Below are 18,069 nucleotides of genomic sequence, written 5' to 3' on the forward strand. Positions count from 1 at the left end.
TTATGCGAAGCTTCGCATAATTCATCGATACACAGCACCACCGCCTTATCCGGCGGTGCCATGTACAAACCAACCACGTCCAGGACTTTGGCTTCTAGTTCCGGGTCGGTGGAGAACTTGAAGGTCTCATCCTTCCACGGCTTGACCCCGTACTCCCGACACGTGCGGGCCACGGTGGAGAAGTCGATTCGCAAGTACCGGGCCAGCAGCCTCGCGGACCAGTGCGTGACACCGAACTTCTTCGGCGGCGGCTTCAACGTTGCGGTGATGATCTTTGCCCGATCGATCTTCCGTGGCCGGCCCACACGCGCCCGGTCCTCGAGCCCGTCCAGCCCGAAGGCCAGGTACCGGCCGCGCCAAGCCGCCACAGTCGGCACCGATACCCCGGCTAACTCGGCAATACGCACGTTCGCCAACCCCTCGGCGGCCAGCAGCACAATCCTTGAACGCTGTGCCAACCCGGCCCGCACCGATGATGACCTCATCCGCCCAGCGAGCACCTCTCCGTCACCATCGCGCAGCACCACAGCAGGAGCAGGAGGATGAGCCATAACTCCATTCTCCCCAAACCAAACCTAAAACCTACTTAAGACACGGGCCGCTAGTCACCTCGTCAAACGCCAAAATCACTGCAACAACAATACAGAAAATCCGAGCCGGCGGAATGGACATTATCTTTCCCGACGGCGGAGCGAAACACCCGCGCAACTGGGCCTGCGGTAATGCTGTGCCCGGGGTGGGACTCGAACCCGGGAAAGGCACTTACAAACACCGGGAAGCCGCCGAAACCTATGGAGTCCGACCCTGTCCGACCCTGTCCGACGAAACACGTGCCAGTCCGAAGGGAAAAGTCTTGTTGACACTGTCACCATGGCAAAGCTCGACCTGACGGGGACTGCGCCTTCCTTTGCGAAAGGCCTGAATTCAGCCGCCTACCGCTCGCCCAATGGGTATCCGGACCAACGGCTGGACCGCGTGGCGAACCCCAGGGCGAATTCCGCACTTTCGCGACATGACATAGGGCCTCGGGCGAACTCCCATCGACGTATTCGACACGCGCCTGGGCGGGTGCTGGAACTTCGCTGCTCGCTCAGACCGCGCGGCCGACATCACCTGCGTGGACGGTGTTCTGGCTCCGGGCTTCTTCGAGGTACGCGTAGGCCGTAACACGCGAGATATCCAGGCGTGCTGCGATCCTTTCTATTCCCTTCCGCATCTGTAGAACGCCCTGTTGATCCAGTTTGGTGAGCACGGAAATACGGTCGTCACGGCTCATCTGGTCCGCAGGTTTGCCGGTCTCGCGGATCGCTTCGGCGATCATCACATCCATCACGCCGACCAGGTCCTGTCCGAAGTACTCGTTTGGCTGCTCCGGTGGGTTCGGTGAATCCTGTGGCAGCAGGCCCTCGAGCAAGGTTCTGGCCTGCTGGATCGCGCTTACATCGACGTTGACGCACAATGCCGCAATGATCCGGCCAGCCGAGTTGCGAAAATACACGGAGGAGCAGCGCAACTGGCGTCCGTCACTCGTGAGGCCACGGTAACCGAAGGCGTTGTGGTCCGCTGACTGGTTGTGAAGCACCGCCGCCCCCAGACTCGAGGAGGGCCCCCCGATCTCGCGTCCCGTGACGTGCCCATTCTCGATTGCCGCGATGGTGTGGCCAAGATCCGGCTTGGGAGCCGAGAGATCGTGCAAGACAACTTCGCAGCCGGGCCCGGCGGCAGCGGCCATTGCGTGCATGACGGGGCGGAAGACCATGAGAATGTCGGCCACCGACTCATACGTTCCCATGTACGCAAGGCTGTCTCCGACGGGATGCGTGGCGCTCATCATCGTAACGTCCTCACTCATAGGTCATTCCTATACGCCAAAGGCTCCATATACAAATTGTAAAGCTCATAGACAAACAGTTCAAGTGGTGCTAATTTTGGTTCAGCCGCGGCTTGGTGAGCGGCATCACTCATGTTTCACGGCGGGCAAGGAGGCTCCCATGACAGGACTACAGCAGGTGCGGCCGGCATCACGGATGACGGTACTTTCAGGTAAACAACGACGTGCCATCGCAGGCGGGGCAATCGGCACCTTGATGGAATACTTCGACTACTACCTGTACGGGCTGGCCTCGGCCACCGTGTTCCCCGCGGTATTTTTCCCCCACGACAGCGCTGTCGTAGGAACGCTGGCATCCTTTGCAAGCTTCGCCTTCGGTTTTCTGCTGCGCCCGGTGGGCGGCCTCGTATTTGGCCATATCGGTGACAAGATGGGCCGCAAAACGTCTCTGATGATCACAGTCATTGGCATGGGTGTCTGCACGGCAGGCATCGGCCTCATTCCATCCGCAAGTACCATCGGCATTGCTGCACCGATCCTGCTCCTCTTTTTCCGCATGTTCCAGGGACTTTTCGTCGGTGGCGAAATGGGAGGAGCGGCATCGATTGTTGTCGAGCATGCACCTGCTGGCCGGCGCGGGCTCTTTGGAGCGCTGCTGATCAGCGGGGCCGGCATCGCCAATGTCGCTTCTGCCGGACTCATGACTGCAGTTGGTTCCGGATCGCAGTCGTTCTTCATCACCTGGGGCTGGCGGATCCCCTTCGTCTTCGCCGCGGTTCTCGCAATCATCGCTGTGGTCTTGCGCTCCAAGTTGGAAGAATCCGATGAATTCAAGGAACTTGCTGCCGCCCGGGCACTCAAGCCGAAAACGCGCAATTCACCGCTCAAGGATGTCTTCCGCCATCCGAAGAACGCAATTCTCGGCATCCTCATTGGCCTGCCACAAAGCATCGCCGGCTACATCGTGCTGACCTTCGGACTTGCTTACATGGTCTCCAAGGGAACACATGCACAAGTTGGTTTCATCGGCACGATGATCGTAGGCGTCTTGCAGATTTTCGCAGCCCCCTTGTGGGGAAGTCTGTCGGATAAGATCGGCCGGCGCAAAGTCTATATCGGTGGCTGCATCGGCTTCGCGCTGCTCATTTACCCGACATTCGTTCTCTACGGCACACAGGTGGCAGTCCTCATCTGGTTGGGCATGATCCTAGGATTCGTCGTACCCGGGGTGGCCATGCAGGGCACACTCCAGACGATGCTCGTTGAAATGTTCGACGTCGAAGCCCGCACCACCGGCGTGAACATCGGCTACCAGATCTCCAACACCATCGGTGGCGGCTTCGCCCCCCTCATCGCCACCGCCCTTTCCGTGGCCTTTGGCAGCGTATGGCCAGTCATCGTCTACGCCGCCGTCATCTCACTCATTGGCATCATTGCCACCGCATATGCTTCGTTCCGACCCGACGTCGAGAACGCGGCTCGGCTGTACACGTAGCTGAGCCTGTCCTGCCAGCACGCTGTACGCCGCCACATTAGACCAACAACCCATAGAAAAAGGACACTCCATGACTAAAACTTCCAAGACCGCGTTCCACACCACCAAGGCTCCCCAGCCTGCTGGCCCCTACAGCCAGGGTGTTGAAGCCAACGGATTCTTTTACACGGCAGGATTTGGCCCGCAGGACCCCGCCACCGGGGCAGTGCCCGACTGCGCGGCCGGCCAGACGCGGCAGGTGCTTCGTAACGTTCAGAGCATTCTCGCCGAGAGGGGTCTCACCATGGACGACTGCGTCAAGACCACGGTGCACCTTGCGGATTTGGCGGACTTCGCCGAATTCAACGAAGCCTACAAGGAGTTCTTCTCCGAGCCTTTCCCCGTGCGCACCACCGTCGGATCGCAGCTGGCGGACATCCTCGTCGAGATCGACGTCGTCGCCGCCGTGCCCGCAGACAAGTAGAAATCCGGTGGCCGAACAATGACACGAAAGCTACAACTGGAGCAGCTGGGGAATGTGCGACTATCCCCATGCGACAAGGGAGTGCCGGCACGCGCATTCGGCATGACCGTGACGGATTTTCTTGCCAGCGGGCCAAGGCTCTCCGAGTTCTGGACGCCGATCGTCGCACTCGACGACGAAGCGATCCGGAGCAACCTGGGCCTGATGGCGCAGTGGTGCTCGTCGCGCGGGCTCAAGCTCATGCCGCATGGAAAGACGACCATGGCCCCGGAGCTTTGGCAACGGCAGCTCGACGCCGGATGCATCGGCATCACTCTTGCCACCATGGGCCAGGTCCGCACCGCGCGCAGCTTTGGTCTGGACTCCATCATGCTGGCCAACGCCGTCGTCGATGAGCGGTCCCTGCGCTACCTTGCAGCCGAACTTTCCGACCCTGAGTTTCGCTTTGTCTGTTGGGCCGACTCGGTCGCGACGGTCGATGCGATGGAGCAGGCACTCCGCGCGGCTGGTACCCCGCGACCCGTGGATGTTTGTGTTGAACTCGGCGCGGCCGGCGGGCGTACCGGGACACGCACGGTGGCCGAGGCGGTTGAGGTCGCGCGGCGGGCGGCTGCCTCCGATGTCATCCGGCTGGCGGGAGTGGCCGGTTACGAGGGCTCCCTCGGTCACGACCGCTCGGCCGCGGCGTTGGACGCCGTACGGACCTATCTCCAGCGTCAGGTCCAACTGCACCAGGAATTGAGCGGACTCTACGATGACGGGGAAATTTATGTCACCGCGGGAGGAAGCGCCTACTTCGACGTCGTCGCCGAGGTCTACGGCGCCGCGATGATCAACGACCAGCACACGGTGTGGACGCTGCGCAGCGGCGCGTACATCACGCACGACGACGGGTTCTACCGTCGCATCTCCCCGCTCGACGAGGGAATGGCGGAAGGCCAGCCGGACTCGGGAAGACTCCGCCCCGCGATGTGGGGACTGGCCCGTGTGGTGTCGCACCCCGAGCCGGGACTGGCACTGATAGACGGCGGCAAGCGCGACTTCCCCTTCGACGAGGGGCTGCCGATCCCCCGACAGGTATCTGCCGACCTCGGGGGCCAATGGAGGCAACTCGACGGCGCCTCGATCTTGGCCATGAATGACCAGCACAGCTATCTGGGGCTCACCGGCCAGGACGTGGGAATCGGACAGGTGGTCTCGTTGGGCCTGTCGCATCCGTGCACCACATTCGACAAGTGGCATTACCTGCCCATGGTCGCTTCTCGAGACAGCGACCACGTCGTGGGACTTATCCGAACTTTCTTCTGATCGACGAGTCTGAAAGGAAATCAACATGCGTGTCTTGATGCGCGGGGGCTCCGTGGTCGACGACGGCGTGGTGCGGAGGGCCGACGTCGCCATCGAAGGAACGACCATCACGGAGGTCGGCGACGTCGTGCCGTCGACAGGTGACCAGGTCATCGAGTGCCATGGCCGCCTCGTCCTGCCCGGATTCGTCGATGTCCATTCACACGCCGACGGGCTCGTGGAGGATGGCGACGTTCAACGGGCGCTGCTGAAACAGGGTGTGACGACGGTGGTGACCGGGCAGGACGGGGTGTCCTATGCACCGGGCAACGGCGAGTATGCCAGGAGCTACTTCGCTGCCATCAATGGCGGGCACCCCCGCTATGACGGGGGCGGCGTAGCCGGCTATCTGGCAGCGGTCGAGGGTCGATCCCGGCTCAATTTTGCCTACCTTGTCCCCGCGGGAACCGTGCACTCGGAAGTCTGTGGACGATCAAGTGCTCCTGCCGACGAATCGCAGATCGCGCGAATGGCTGCCTTGGTTGAGGAGGGGATGCGGGAGGGGGCTGTCGGACTTTCCACCGGGTTGGACTACGTGCCGGGTATCTTCGCAACCGCTGAGGAGATCGCCGCATTGTGCATGCCAGTCGCTGTCGCCGGAGGGCTCTACGTCACGCATATGCGAGGCGGCTATGAAGCGAATTCCGCCGCCGGCATTGCTGAAATCGTCCACATCGCGGCGGAATCGGGCGTCCGCGTCCACATTTCCCACTTTCACGCGCAGGCCGCCATCATCCGCAGCCAGTTGCAGCTCCTCCGGAGTTCGGGAGTTGACGCGACCTTCGACGCCTACCCCTATACCCGTGGCTGCACATTGCTGGCCATGCCCTTGCTGCCACCGGAACTTTCAGTGTTACCGGTTGAGACTGTCGTCAGGCTTATCAGCGCCCCGGGTGAGCGGGCGCGTATGCGCCGCGACTGGTTCCCCACAATCCAGCACAATGCAAGCCTGGGACCCGAGTGGCCCTCGATGATCACCCTGGCCCACATTGCCGCTCCCGAGTTCGCATGGGCCCACGGTCTCACCCTGGAAGCCGCTGCCGCGCATGCCGGCACCGATGAAATAGGGATCACACTGGACCTGCTGGCTGCCTCCCACCTGGAGGTCAATGCCGTCATGGCGGTGCGCCACCAGCGCTCCGTCGCCGAGCTGGCCACCATCTTCTCCCACGAAGGTCATATGGGAGGATCCGACGGAATCTTCATCGGAGCCCACCCGCATCCACGCGCACGCGGAACCTTCGCAAGATACCTGCGCGAATATGTGCGCGAAACACCCACCTGGTCATGGCCGGAAGCCGTGCAACACTTATCCACCGCCCCGGCAGCGCGCTTCAGCCTCGGACAACGCGGCAGGATCGCGCCAGGCTGGGTGGCCGACCTCATCGTCGTCGACCCACGCACAGTGGCGGACACCGCCACCTACGAAAAACCCCTGGGCGAGGCGGTGGGAATCGACGACGTGCTCGTGGCCGGACAACCGGTGCTAGCCGGCGGCAGACTCGCGACCATCACGCCCGGCCGGGGCCTCCGGCGCGAACACACCAAGAGCTAGGAAATCGATGCCACACACTGCACGGGCAACTGCAACCGCCGGGCCCGCTCCACGCTTAATCACCATCGGCGAGACGATGATTATGCTCACCCCCGAACACGCCGAACCATTGGCAACGGCCACAAAGCTGAGTCTTCACCCGGGTGGTGCAGAGTCGAATGTGGCCAGCCACGCCGCACGCCTTGGCGTGCCCTCGGCCTGGGTGAGCGTGCTGGGTGAGGACGTACTTGGCCACCGCATCCGCACGTCCATCGAACTCCACGGCGTCGACGTTCGATGGGTGATGAGCGATTCACACGCTCCAACCGGGGTCTATTTCAAGGACCCCGGACACGGCGTGCTGTACTACCGCCGCGATTCGGCCGCCTCTCGAATGGGTCCCTCCACGGTGGCGTCCGTGCCACTTGAACAGGCCGAGATTGTTCACCTGTCCGGAATTACGCCGGCGCTCTCGTCGTCCTGCGCCGACCTTGTGGAGGCCGTGTTTGAACGGGTTGCGGGAAGCGGCGCGTCACTGAGCTTCGACGTCAACTACCGGCCCTCGCTCTGGCCCGGCGGCGCAGCGGCCCCGACACTTCTCGCCCTGGCAAACCGGGCAGACATTGTCTTTGTCGGCCTCGACGAGGCACAGTCGCTCTGGGACTGCGTCACACCGGAGGAGGTTCGCGCGATACTGCCGGACACCGGGCGACTCATCGTGAAGGACGGCGACGTAGGAGCAACCGAATTCAACGACGGGAAACATGTGTTCGAACCGGCCATTCCCACCGACGTGATCGAGGCCGTAGGTGCCGGCGACGCCTTCGCAGCAGGGTACCTCTCTGCGGCCCTCCGCGGAGATGCCACAGCCGTTCGATTGCGGGCTGGCCACGAACGCGCCCGACTCGTACTGCTGTCCACCAGTGACTTCGTCGCCGACCCTTCCCCCGCCCCATCCAGCCTCACCTAGCCAAAGATTCACGCATTCAAAGGACAGAGCAAAGAAATGATTGACAACGCGCAGTTCAGCGAGATGTTCACAACGTCACCCCTGATGGCCATTCTTCGCGGCATGGGCACGGAACGAAGCCTCGCTGTCGCGACGACAGCCTGGGACTTGGGCATCGACGTCGTCGAACTCCCCATCCAAACCCAGGAGGACCTCAAAGCCCTCAAGGCCGTTGCCGCAGCCGCACGCGAGCGGGGTAAGACAGTGGGTGCTGGCACCGTGGTCTCCATTGAACATGTTCGCCTGGCCGCCGCAGCAGGAGCAGCGTTCACGGTCAGCCCAGGCTTCGACCTGGAGGTCGTCCGCGCGTCCTCGGAGGCCGGGATGCCCCCGATGCCAGGAGTTGCTTCCGCCACCGAGGTCCAGCTCGCCCTAAAGTCCGGGCTGACGTGGCTCAAGGCGTTCCCGGCCTCCGTGCTGGGCACCCAATGGCTCAAAGCAATGCACGGACCTTTCCCGCAGGCCAACTTTGTCACAACCGGCGGTATGGATGCTGCCAACGCGGGCGCGTTCCTGGCTGCTGGGGCACGCGTCGTCGCCGTGGGTTCGGCGCTTGAAGATCCGGACCAGTTCCCCCGGCTCGCGGCGCTGCTCGGCGGGGACGGCCCACGCCGGCCGGCAGGGCAGTAGTGGCAACCCGGGCCGAGCTGCTCGCGTTCGTCGACGCCAAGCTGGCCTACGAGATCGATGTGGTGGCGGCCGCTGATGCCCAAGCCAGCGGCTCCGCGGTGATCATCGACAGCCGTAAACGGCAATCGTGGGATCACGGCCACATCGCTGGCGCACTCCACCTGCCCGCCGCATCCTTGGCTGCCCTGCCACAAACCCTCCCCCGGGACCGCTGTCTGGTCGTTTACGGATGGGGCCCGGGCTGCAACGGTGCAACGTACACCGCACGCCGACTGCTCACGGAGGGCTTTGACGTCCGCGAGCTGATTGGCGGCTACGAATACTGGGTACGGAACGGATTCGCAATAGTGACAGCTGGTACAACAAGCCGCCCTGGGCCGGACCCACTGGTCACCGCTGAACCACACCGGTAGGCGGCCCCACAGCGCCCCGGGGTGTGGAGCGTCGCGTTGTTTGACGGCGGGGCCGTCACTGGGTTTGACGATGGTCCGGGTATGGCAGCGCCCCGCCAGGACCAACCCGGCGGAGCGTTCCTTGTGACTGTGGCGGCGTGATCGTCAGTACTGACGGGTGTAGTTATTCGCTGAATTCGCTCACTGCTGATTGTGCTGCGGATTGGTCCACAATCGCGTTGCTTGTTGAGCGGGTGGCCAAGGTCAAGGCTCCAGCAGCGCGATCATCAGAGCCAAGACCCTCGCCGAAGCAATTGCCACGCACCCGGGTGACCACACCACCACGTTCGCCGCCTACGAACACCCCCGCCGCAAATACGTCCGGCCGCTCCAACGCGGCGCCCGCACCTGTTCGGGTGAACCTCTTGCCACGTACTTAACAAATGTTTAGTATTTTGAGTATGGGTTCAGTCACCGACGGGCGCGACCTCACCGCCCGCGCAACGATCCGCAACGCTGCGCTGCGCCTGTTCGCAGAACGCGGGCACGACGCGGTCACGGTGCGTGAGATCGCCTCCGCTGCGGGCGTGTCACCGGCGCTGGTACTGCACCACTTCAAGAGCAAGGACGGCCTGCGGGCCGCTGTCGACGCCCACGCCGCCGAGTCCCTCGACGCGCTTTTCGCCGAGCTCGGCGGCCAGGAACTCACCGAAATGCTCGCCAGGGGCGGGGCCTCCGCGTCGGTCGCCGAGGCCTTCGTCCAGGTCTTTCCGTCAGGCTCCCCGCTGCCGGCTTACCTGCGCCGGCTGTTGCTCACCAATGACCCTGCCGGGGCAGCCCTGTTCGCCCGCTGGTATGCCACCACCCGCGGTGTCTTGGATGCCATGGTGGAGAGCGGCATCGCAGCGCCGACCGAAGACCCGGCCGTCCGTGCGGCCTTCCTGCTGGTGAGCGACCTCGCGGTGATCCTGCTGCGCGAGCAGATCGCCGCCGCCATCGGCAATGATCCCCTGACGCCCACCGGCCTCGCCCGGTGGGCCAGGGACGTCACCGCCGTCTACACCGGGGGCGCATTCGCGGCCCCGGGGAAGGAACCTCCGTCATGACAAACACCCACTTTGTGATCCGTACCGAGGGACTGACCAAGGTCTTTGGCAAAGTCCGGGCCCTCGACGGCCTGGACCTCACCGTCCGTCAAGGGGAGGTCCACGGCTTCCTCGGACCCAACGGTTCCGGGAAGTCCACGACGATCAGGGTTCTGCTCGGCCTGATGAAGGCCACCTCGGGCCATGCCGAACTTTTCGGCCGTGACCCCTGGCAGGACGCACCGCGCCTGCACCGCCGGCTCGCCTATGTCGCCGGGGATGTCGCCCTCTGGCCGGCGCTGACCGGGGGCCAATGCCTGGACATCCTGGGCGCCACCCACACCATGGTCAACAAGCGGCGGCGAGCCGGCCTTATTGAGCGTTTCGACCTTGACCCCACCAAGCGCGTGCGCGACTATTCCAAAGGCAACCGGCAAAAGGTCGCCCTGATCGCGGCCTTGGCCGCCGACGCGGAACTGTTGGTCCTCGACGAGCCGACGTCGGGCTTGGACCCGATCATGGAACAGGCCTTCCAACAGTGCGTCCGTGACCGGTGCCAGGACGGCGTGACCGTGTTGCTGTCCAGTCACATCATGGGCGAAGTGGAGGCGCTGGCGGACAGGGTGAGCATCATCCGTCGGGGCCGCACCGTCACCAGCGGAACCCTGGCCGCACTGCGCAGCCGCACGCGCAGCACCGTCCATGTTGTCACGGTGCGCGAGCCCGATGGGCTGGCCGAGGCGGAGGGGGTCGCCGACCATCACAGCGAGTGGCTCGGCGGGCAGGTGGGCTCTCGGTTTACCGTTGACGCCGACCATCTGGATGCTGTCATCGGGTGCCTCCACACGGCGGGCATCCACACGCTCACGGTCACCCCGCCCAGTCTTGACGCGCTGTTCCTGCGGAACTACGAACCGGCCCCTGACGCCGTGAGGGCCGCGGAGGCGGCATCATGAACATCGGAACTCCTGGCACCTCGACTCAAGCGAGCGGGCTGGGAATCATGTTGCGCATCGTTGGCCGCATTCAGCGACGCAGTGCCCTGCTGTGGGTGCTGGTGCTGGGCGCATCCATGATCGGCACCGCAGCGGGTGTCGCGTCCCTCTATGACAGCCCGGCCAAGATCCACAGTTACGCCCAGGCCGTCACCTCCGGCAACGCCCTGCTCGCCATCAATGGCAAGGTCGAAGGCATCGACTCCCTTGGTGGTGTCATCCAGGACGAGTTTGGTTTCATGGCTGCCCTCCTGCTGCCGCTGCTGGGCATCGCCTTGGTGGCGCGGGCGACGCGCCGCGAGGAAGAGTCCGGCCGGCTTGAACTGCTCCTGGGCGGTCGCATCGCCCGCCACGAACCCACCCTGGCCGCGCTCCTGGTGGCCACCGCTACGATCGCCGCCACCGTAGCGCTGTTCGCCGCCGGGTTGGCGGCTTCCGGTGTCCCGGTTGCCGGTTCGGTCCTCTATGCATTCTCCCTGGGCGCGCTGGCGTTCGTTTTTGCCGGGCTTGCGGCGCTGCTGGCGCAGCTCACCCAGCACGCCCGAGGCGTCTATCTCGGGTCCGTGCTGGTCCTGGCTGCCTCGTATGTGCTGCGCGGCGTCGGCGACACGACCCGGACGTGGGTGAGTTGGCTCTCTCCGCTGGGCTGGGCGGAGAAGGCGGCACCCTTCGGGCACCAGCGGTGGTGGACCCTGGCAATCCCGGTGGCCATCGGCCTCGCTTTGGGAGTCGCGGCACTGAGGCTGGCTGCCCGGCGCGACCTGGGGAGCGCGCTGATCCGAAGCGGCGCAGGCCCCCAGCACGCCGCCGCTCGGCTGCGCAGCCCGATCGGATTCGCGGCCTGGATCCATCGCCCCGCGATTCTTGGCTGGCTCGCCGGCGGCGTGCTCCTGGCCGGGATGATGGGGGCGCTTGCACAGCAGCTCCTTGGTGCGATGGCCGGAAATCCGGCCCTTGCCCTGGCCCTGGGCGTCGCCCATGGCCGGCCCCTGGACGGGTTTGTCGCGGCCACGCAGCTCTACCTGGCCATCATCGCTGCCGGGTATCTCGTCCAGGCCATCGGCACCCTACGGGCCGAGGAAGCCGAGGGCCGGTTGGAGACGCGGCTGTCCGGCACCTTGTCCCGGACCCGTTGGCTGGCTTCGCACACGCTGGTGGTGCTCGGTGGACTCAACATGATGGTGCTCGGGTCCTCGCTGGTCCTGGGTCTGGCGACCGCAGCCTCGGTCGGCAACATGGCAGAGCTGGGCCCCACCCTGACGTCCGGGCTGGCCTACCTTCCGGCCGAGACCGTGCTGGCCGGGCTGGCGCTGGCGCTGTACGGCTTGCGTCCCCGATGGTTTGCGATCGCGTGGGCCGGTTACGCCGTGGTCACGTTTATCGCATTCCTTGGCCCTGGCCTGAAATTCGGCCAGTGGGTGCTGGACATCTCCCCGACCACACACGTCGGCAACCCCCCGATGGGGACCGTCCAACCCAGCGCCCTCACCTTGATGGGCGTCATCGCGCTGATCCTCGGAGCGATCGGCTTCGCAGCCTTCCGCCGCCGTGGGGTACCCCAAGGCTAATTTTCCCCCGCCTCGCGGCACCCAGTCCGGGACAGCACGGTCGCCAGGCATGGCCGACCTTGCGGTGGGTGGGCCGTTCCCTTACGGCCGGGCCCTGGAGAGGAGCCGCAGCACGGCTTCCTGACTGAGCCAGCCTTTCAATACTCCGCCTTCGGCGACGGGCAGTCCGCCGCCCGCCGGGGAGTCAAGCACCAGCTCCACCACGGAATCCAGTGAGGCGGCGGGCTCTGCCGTGGCGACATGCTCGGCCAGTCCGGACAGCGGGAGCCGGCGCTGGGCCTCGCTTCCTGCCAGCGCCGCGGAGAGCAGCTGGAGGGTGACGACGCCGGCCAGGTGGCCGTCCGCGTCGGTGACTGGCAGGCTGTGTTTGCCGGAGGCCAGCAGCAGGCGCGAGCCGTCGGCGGCACTGAGGCTGCCATCCAAGGCGCGGTGACTGCTATCCATGACGGCCGTTACGGGAGTGGCCTGCATCAGCTCGGTGCCTGGGTGCCGGGTCAGGTCAATGCCGCGCCGGCTGAGCTTGAGCGTGTAGATGGTGTCCGATGACAACAGCTTGGACACCCCGGTGGCCACCACGATGGCGAGCATGATGGGCAGGATGATCGAATATTCGCCGGTGAGTTCAAACATGATGATGACCGCGGTAATCGGGGCGCGGGCCGCACCGGCGAAAACGGCACCCATGCCCACCAGCGCGAACGTTCCGGCCTGGCCCTGGAGCGAGGGGTCGATCATTCCGACGACGTCCCCGAAGGCCGCGCCGAGCATGGCACCGACGAACAGGGACGGGGCAAACACGCCGCCCGAGCCGCCTATGCCGATCGTCAGGCTCGTGGCCAAGACCTTGCCCACCAGCAGCAACAGAAGGAATCCAAGGGCATACTTCCCGTCCACACCGGCCTGCAGGACAGGATAGCCCACCCCGTACATCTGTGGCAGCGCCAGCAGCAGCACCCCCAGCAACAGCCCTCCGATCGCGGGCCGAAGCCAGTTGGGGATACGCCGCGCAAGGAAGTCGCTTGCGTCCTCAACCCCGTACAGGACCCGCGTGAACCCCACACCCACCAAGGCGGCCAACAACCCAAGCAAAAGAAACAGCGGGTATTCCCATCCGCTGCCCAAGTGGAAGGGCGGCAGCTGCAGGAACGCCTGGTCCCCCAGGAACGTCCGCCCGACCACCGAGGCTGCCACCGAGGCCAGGACCACCGCACCAAAAGAACTGGCCTCAAAGTCTGAAAGCAGGAGCTCCAGGGCAAAGAAGACCCCCGCGATGGGTGCGTTGAACGTGGCCGCGATGCCTCCGGCGGCACCGCACGCTACGAGTGCGCGGACCCTGGAATCGGGCATCCGGAACACCCGGGCCAGCCAGGAGCCCAGGGCCGAGCCGATCTGCACGATCGGCCCCTCCCTGCCAACGGAACCACCGGCACCAATGCAGATGGCCGACGCGAGCGCCTTCACCACCGCCACCTGGCCCTTGATCCTCCCGCCGTGCCGGCTCACCGCGTACATGACCTCGGGAACACCGTGCCCACGGGCTTCCGGAGCGAAACGGTGGACCAGCGGTCCGTAAACCAGGCCGCCCACGGCCGGGGCCAGGACCACAAAAAACGGTCCCAGCCACGGCACCCACGGATGGGCCGGGTGGCCCTGGACCGCCGAATAGTCGCCATGTCCGGAAAAGAAGACGGTGGCCGCGGAGATCATCCAGCGAAACGCGACGGCGGCAAACCCGGCGCCGGCCCCCACCACCAGGGCCACGGCGACCAGCTGGTAGCCGCCCTCCGCAGCGGGTTTCCAGATGGTACGCCACAGGGACGCGAGGCCGTGCCGGGGTGCGCCGATGGTTGCGGACATGCAGGGTTTCCTTGCCTTGAGGCTCACGCCGTAATTTCATGCATTCATGCAATATATGCCATACTGCAATTATGAATCCTAGCACCCCGGTCACGGCGGCCAGCGACGCCGTTGTTGAAACGTTGACGGCATCACGGGCCCTGCTGGGCGTGATTGCCAGGTCGCTGGCCACCGTCATGGACACCGTCACACTGCCCCAATTCAGGGTTCTGGTCGTGCTCTCGGACTTGGGTCCGCTGCGCATGGGCGAGCTGTCCGAGAAGCTCGGCGCCAACCAGTCCAGCTTCAGCCGGTTCGCTGACCGCATGGTGACGGCCGGACTGATTGCCCGCCAGCCCGCCGCAACCAACCGCCGTGAAGTGATTATTTCCCTCACTGAGCTGGGCAGGAAGATTCACCACGCTGTGACGGAGGCTCGCAGGGCTGAAATCGCCGCACTGCTGGGGACCTTGTCGCCGGCGGAGCGGGCGGCCGTCAAGGCCGGGTTTGAAATCTTTGCCAGCGCCGCCGGGGAACCGCCCGCAGCGGACCTGATGATCGTGGGGCTGTGAGCGTGCACGTTTTGGCCATGCCGCCGATGCCCGGCATGGGCGACCCGCACGCTGCAATGTCCGGGCCCATGTGGATGCCCACCGCGCCGCCCACCGTGGAGAACGTGCTGGCCTGGCATCCGCAGCCGATCCCCGTCCTCCCCGTGCTTGCCATGGTGCTTCTGTTCGGCTATGCCGCCGGACTGGTGGTGCTGCACCGCCGCGGGGTGGCGTGGCCGGTGGGGCGCACCCTGATGTGGGGTGCTGGCGTGGCGAGCATCCTGTTCGTCACCGGCACCGGCATGGACGGCTATGGCATGGAGCTTTTCAGCATCCACATGATCCAGCACATGGCGCTGAACATGCTCTGTCCTGTCTTTTTGGTCCTCGGCGCCCCCGTGACACTGCTGCTGCGGGCGCTCCCGTCCGGCCACGGCGGCAAGGGCGCGGTGCGCCGGGGGGTATTGCGCGTCCTGCACTCGGTGCCGGCCTCCGTCCTCACCCACCCCGTCGTGACGTTTGCCCTGTTCGTGATGAGCCTGTATGGGCTGTATTTCACCCCCGCCTTCGACTACTTGATGGGCACGTGGTGGGGGCACAACCTGATGCTGATCCACTTCCTGCTGATCGGATTCCTGTATTTTTGGGGGATCATGGGCGTGGACCCCTCCCCGCGCCAGACCGGGAGGGGACTGCGATCCATCTCCGGGGAGGTCCTGCCCGTGCTGGAACTGGCCGCCACCACCCCGTTCCACGCGTTCTTCGGGGTGGTCGTGATGATGTCCACCAACCTGCTCGTGCACTTCTATGCCACGCCCATGCCGGGCTGGAACATTGCGCCGTTGGCCGACCAGGGCGTTGGCGGCGGCATCGCGTGGGGTTTCACGGAATTTCCCACGCTCCTGGTGCTCGGTGTCCTGGTGGCCAAGTGGCAGCGCTCCGACGCGCGCAAGACGGCGGCCGCCGATCGCCGGGCGGCACGCGTGGGGGACGTGGACCTGGATGACTACAACAGGTACCTGGACAGCCTGGCGGCCCGGGACAGGGGCCGTCCATGAACCCGGTCGCCGTGGCCGCCGCCACCAGCTACGCCTTCACCCTGGGCCTGGTGGCTGCCATCAACCCGTGCGGGTTCCCGCTGCTGCCCGCCTACCTGGCCCTGTTCGCCGGCGACCCCGGCGGCCTGAGAACAACCAGGACGGCACGGGGGCTGCTCTCCGGAGCCGGTGTCACCTGCGGCTTCGTGGCCGTTTTCGGCACGCTTGGGCTGGTCCTGGTCTCCGGTGCCGCGCTGGCTTCGGGGTGGCTGCCGTGGTTCATGGTCACGGCCGGGGTCCTGATGGCTGTGCTGGGCCTTTCGACGCTGTGCGGGCACCCCCTCTACCTCCGGCTGCCCACTCCCCGGCTGGCACCGGGAGGGCGCACCTTCACAGCGACATTCGTGTTCGGCATCGCCTACGCCATCGGATCGCTGAGCTGCGCCCTGCCCCTGTTCCTGGCCGCCGTGGGCGGATCCTTTACGCAACTGGGATTCTGGGCCGGACTGGCCTGCTATCTCGCCTATGCCCTGGGGATGGGCCTGTTTGTCACGGCCGCCGCCGTGGTGACAGCAACCGCGCGTTCAGGAATCCTTCAGAGTTTCCGCACAGCCGGCCGCTTCCTGCCCCGGTTTTCAGGTGCGGTCCTGGTGGTTTCCGGAATCTATCTGGCCTGCTACTGGGCCGCGGACCTGCTGAACTTCCCACTCACGGGTGGCCCCTTTGCCGCCGTGGGCGCCGCCCAAGCGGCCCTGACGGCATTCTTGGCGGGCCACCTGGCAGCCACCGCCGCAATTCTGCTGGCGGCGGTGCTGGCGGGCATCGCCGTCGTCGTCCGCAAAACCTGGACAAGCCCCGGAAAAACACCCGGGGCGGAACATTCGGAAGGAACCCCCCCATGCCTAAAGCGCCCACGCCGGCCGGCACGCCAAACACCCCAGGCGGGCCCCACCCCCGAGGCAGGGCGCTCCTGTGGGGCACGGGCGGGCTCATGCTCTTGATGGCCGTGGCCGTCGTGCTCCTGCTCCCGGGCCTGGTGCCACACTCCCCCGGCACCACCGGCGCCCCGGCAGGCACCGCCGTCGAACCAGGCATCAATGCCGCCGCTGCCACCCTGCTCCAACTGGACCCCCAATCCCAGCCCCAGCCCGTGGCCCCGGCCCTCTCCCTGACCGACCAGAACGGAAAGCACGTCTCCCTCTCCGACTATCACGGCAAGTCCGTGGTGCTCTCCTTCAACGACGACAAATGCCAGGATCTGTGCACCCTCCTGGCCCAGGACGTGGTCGCCGCCAACAAGGACCTGGGCGCCCACGCGAAGGACGTGGTTTTCCTCTCCGTCAACGCCAACCCCTATTACCCGTCCACGCCCGCCATCAAGGAATGGACCGACAGCCACGGGCTTGCCGGGGCATCCAACTGGGTGTTTGCCACCGGCAGCCCGCCCGAGCTGGCCAAGGCGGCCGCGTCCTACGGCGTGCCCGTCGAGCTTGACCCCAGGACCCGAAGCGTGGTTCACGGCACGGAGCTCTTCTTCATCGACCCGGCCGGGAAGGAAGCCGCCCTGGGCCAGTTCGGCACGGAATCCGCCAGCACTGACCTGTACGCCCATGCCATGGCCCAGGCCGCGGTGAACCTGCTGCCCGATGCCGCCGCGATCCACGTAGGCGGACCGTCACCCGCCGCGACGGCCAGCCAGACAGCGGCCTCGATCAACGCCGCGGCACCGGCATTCACCCTGCCCCAACTGACACGCCCCCAAAGTACGACGTCGCTGGGCGCGTTCAAGGGCAAGGTGACAGTGGTCAACTTCTGGTCCAGCACCTGCACCGCCTGCGTGGCCGAAATGCCCGCCATGGAGCAGGCCTTCAAGGCTCTGGGCAACAGCACCAACTTTGTCGGCATCGACGTCGCCGACAACCCCCGCGACGCCGCGGCCTTCGCGGCCAAATACGGCACCACCTACCCCCTGCTCAGCGACGGCGCCGGTACCGCATCCGGCGCCTACCAGGTTCCCGGGCTGCCGTTCACCGCGGTCATCGGCACGGACGGAACCTTGCTGGTGCGCCATCCCGGCGCCATGACTGCCGAACAACTGGAGTATGTGCTCCAAAGCCTGATCCAGGGCGGAAGCTGAGCCCCGGCCGGATGAGCTGTCCCAGCCCAATTGCCGCTGCGTGGCACCAGCCACAGCATTCTCGGTCCCGCTTAATCCCCGTTCTTCAAGCTTTCAACCCGCCACGATGTTGAAATGCGAACAATCTGTGCCTGCCTCCCCACTCACCGCCCATCGCCC

General features: G+C 65.3%; 17 protein-coding genes. 14 read left to right on the forward strand and 3 right to left on the reverse strand.

What is annotated here, in order from left to right; genetic code table 11:
- Both G6034_RS18870 and G6034_RS18875 read right to left on the reverse strand, forming a co-directional pair.
- Positions 1–551, reverse strand: a 551-nt coding sequence (locus G6034_RS18870; protein WP_176636644.1) for an IS630 family transposase, incomplete at its 3' end; no start/stop codon positions are given.
- A gap of 539 nt (positions 552–1,090) precedes the next feature.
- A complete protein-coding gene (locus tag G6034_RS18875; RefSeq protein ID WP_176636645.1) occupies positions 1,091–1,852 on the reverse strand; it encodes a helix-turn-helix transcriptional regulator in 762 nt (253 codons plus the stop codon).
- Between the two features lie 139 nt (positions 1,853–1,991).
- Between G6034_RS18875 and G6034_RS18880 the strand changes: the two genes are divergently transcribed.
- The 10 genes from G6034_RS18880 to G6034_RS18925 all read left to right on the forward strand — a co-directional run bounded on the left by G6034_RS18880 (position 1,992) and on the right by G6034_RS18925 (position 12,349).
- On the forward strand, positions 1,992–3,326 hold the full coding sequence (locus G6034_RS18880; protein ID WP_246296356.1) for an MFS transporter: 1,335 nt from the start codon (positions 1,992–1,994) through the stop codon (positions 3,324–3,326).
- A 70-nt stretch (positions 3,327–3,396) separates the two neighbouring features.
- Positions 3,397–3,789: a RidA family protein gene (locus tag G6034_RS18885; protein WP_176636646.1), complete on the forward strand. Its 393-nt coding sequence runs from the start codon at positions 3,397–3,399 to the stop codon at positions 3,787–3,789.
- Between the two features lie 102 nt (positions 3,790–3,891).
- Positions 3,892–5,097, forward strand: a complete 1,206-nt coding sequence (locus G6034_RS18890) for a type III PLP-dependent enzyme domain-containing protein (RefSeq protein WP_246296358.1) — start codon at positions 3,892–3,894, stop codon at positions 5,095–5,097.
- A 25-nt stretch (positions 5,098–5,122) separates the two neighbouring features.
- Complete coding sequence (locus G6034_RS18895) at positions 5,123–6,691, forward strand: N-acyl-D-amino-acid deacylase family protein (RefSeq protein WP_176636648.1); 1,569 nt, start codon at positions 5,123–5,125, stop codon at positions 6,689–6,691.
- Positions 6,692–6,698: 7 nt separating this feature from the next.
- The gene (locus G6034_RS18900; RefSeq protein WP_176636649.1) at positions 6,699–7,640 is read left to right on the forward strand and encodes a sugar kinase; all 942 of its coding nucleotides are present in this window, start codon (positions 6,699–6,701) and stop codon (positions 7,638–7,640) included.
- Between the two features lie 36 nt (positions 7,641–7,676).
- Entirely contained in the window at positions 7,677–8,309 is a 633-nt protein-coding gene (locus G6034_RS18905; RefSeq protein WP_176636650.1) for a bifunctional 4-hydroxy-2-oxoglutarate aldolase/2-dehydro-3-deoxy-phosphogluconate aldolase, read from the forward strand.
- Entirely contained in the window at positions 8,309–8,722 is a 414-nt protein-coding gene (locus G6034_RS18910; protein WP_343038163.1) for a rhodanese-like domain-containing protein, read from the forward strand. The genes G6034_RS18905 and G6034_RS18910 overlap by 1 nt, the downstream gene beginning before the upstream one ends.
- Before the next feature lie 440 nt (positions 8,723–9,162).
- Positions 9,163–9,807 carry a TetR/AcrR family transcriptional regulator gene (locus G6034_RS18915; RefSeq protein WP_176636651.1) on the forward strand — a complete coding sequence of 215 codons (645 nt, stop codon included), beginning with the start codon at positions 9,163–9,165 and terminating at the stop codon, positions 9,805–9,807.
- Positions 9,804–10,742 carry an ABC transporter ATP-binding protein gene (locus G6034_RS18920; protein WP_176636652.1) on the forward strand — a complete coding sequence of 313 codons (939 nt, stop codon included), beginning with the start codon at positions 9,804–9,806 and terminating at the stop codon, positions 10,740–10,742. The genes G6034_RS18915 and G6034_RS18920 overlap by 4 nt, the downstream gene beginning before the upstream one ends.
- Positions 10,739–12,349 (forward strand): ABC transporter permease, encoded by a 1,611-nt coding sequence (locus G6034_RS18925; RefSeq protein WP_176636653.1) that lies wholly within the window; start codon positions 10,739–10,741, stop codon positions 12,347–12,349. Before G6034_RS18920 ends, G6034_RS18925 begins: the two co-directional genes overlap by 4 nt.
- An 81-nt stretch (positions 12,350–12,430) precedes the next feature.
- On the opposite strand, the gene G6034_RS18930 is transcribed toward G6034_RS18925, so the two are convergent.
- Entirely contained in the window at positions 12,431–14,206 is a 1,776-nt protein-coding gene (locus G6034_RS18930; RefSeq protein ID WP_176636654.1) for a chloride channel protein, read from the reverse strand.
- Between the two features lie 71 nt (positions 14,207–14,277).
- On the opposite strand from G6034_RS18930, the gene G6034_RS18935 reads away from it, so the two are divergent.
- The 4 genes from G6034_RS18935 to G6034_RS18950 are packed head-to-tail and all read left to right on the forward strand — an operon-like array spanning position 14,278 to position 17,910.
- Positions 14,278–14,757 (forward strand): MarR family winged helix-turn-helix transcriptional regulator, encoded by a 480-nt coding sequence (locus tag G6034_RS18935; protein ID WP_113730340.1) that lies wholly within the window; start codon positions 14,278–14,280, stop codon positions 14,755–14,757.
- Positions 14,754–15,794 (forward strand): cytochrome c oxidase assembly protein, encoded by a 1,041-nt coding sequence (locus G6034_RS18940; RefSeq protein ID WP_218064078.1) that lies wholly within the window; start codon positions 14,754–14,756, stop codon positions 15,792–15,794. The genes G6034_RS18935 and G6034_RS18940 overlap by 4 nt, the downstream gene beginning before the upstream one ends.
- Positions 15,791–16,774, forward strand: coding sequence for a cytochrome c biogenesis CcdA family protein (locus G6034_RS18945; protein WP_176636655.1), 984 nt, complete (start codon positions 15,791–15,793; stop codon positions 16,772–16,774). The genes G6034_RS18940 and G6034_RS18945 overlap by 4 nt, the downstream gene beginning before the upstream one ends.
- Positions 16,672–17,910 (forward strand): redoxin domain-containing protein, encoded by a 1,239-nt coding sequence (locus G6034_RS18950; RefSeq protein WP_176636656.1) that lies wholly within the window; start codon positions 16,672–16,674, stop codon positions 17,908–17,910. Before G6034_RS18945 ends, G6034_RS18950 begins: the two co-directional genes overlap by 103 nt.
- The last annotated feature ends 159 nt before the right edge of the window (positions 17,911–18,069 follow it).

It is taken from the genome of Arthrobacter wenxiniae (genome assembly GCF_013376105.1).
Lineage (GTDB): Bacteria > Actinomycetota > Actinomycetes > Actinomycetales > Micrococcaceae > Specibacter > Specibacter wenxiniae.